Origin of the sequence: Pseudomonas sp. CFBP 8771 (assembly GCF_014841695.1) — a bacterium.
In the GTDB taxonomy this organism is placed as follows: domain Bacteria; phylum Pseudomonadota; class Gammaproteobacteria; order Pseudomonadales; family Pseudomonadaceae; genus Aquipseudomonas; species Aquipseudomonas baltica.
Genome location: NZ_JACYUJ010000022.1, coordinates 1 through 723, shown reverse-complemented (window position 1 = coordinate 723; position 723 = coordinate 1). Strand labels below are relative to the sequence as shown.

Genomic DNA, 723 nt, shown 5'->3' with positions numbered 1-723 from the left:
TTCAATTTCGCTTGCTCGTAACGGATGTGGCGGTTTTTTAGCTGCCATGCATGTGATCCTACTGATTAAGGGTATTACCCATAGGTAGATGACTTGCCTCAACGGATACAGCTCGTGCTCTCATTTCGCTCTGGTAGATGCGACGCTTATGCTTCGTATTGTTTAGAGAAATGCCCTTTCAACCAAGGACTTCATGCTGAGCGCTGCGGTGCCCTCTAAGAAAAGCTCCTGACTGCTAATCGCAAAGCGTGCTGGGTTGATGTGTAAGACTGTCGCACGATTCGCTAAAGCAGCGAACGGCAATTCTGCGGCAGGATAAACGATCCCGGATGTGCCTATCGATATGAACATGTCGCAGTCTTTTGCGGCATTCAGTGCATTCGCCCATGCGTCATCCGGAAGCATTTCACCGAACCAGACCACCCCTGGTCTCACATGCCCGTTACACCTCGTGCATCGTGGTGGTTCGATGCGAATCCCGGCTTCTGGTAGTGGTTCAGAAGGGAGAAGAGCCTCATATGCGGCGCCGCAGTCGATGCACCTGGGCGAGTGCACACTTCCATGTAGATGAGTTACTGCGGTGCTTCCTGCTCGCTCGTGGAGGTCGTCCACATTCTGAGTGATGACAGTCAGCTTGGGGACATAATTGGCGAGCTGTGCGATTGCATGGTGTGCGCCGTTAGGTTGGGCCTGGGTGACTTTGCGTCTACGCCATTCGTACCA

The 723-nt window shown here is 52.8% G+C and carries 1 protein-coding gene; it reads right to left on the bottom strand.

What is annotated here, in order from left to right:
- Positions 1-162 precede the first annotated feature (162 nt).
- The coding region (locus IFT80_RS21510; RefSeq protein WP_192138398.1) for an SIR2 family NAD-dependent protein deacylase at positions 163-723 on the bottom strand (561 nt) is incomplete at its 5' end.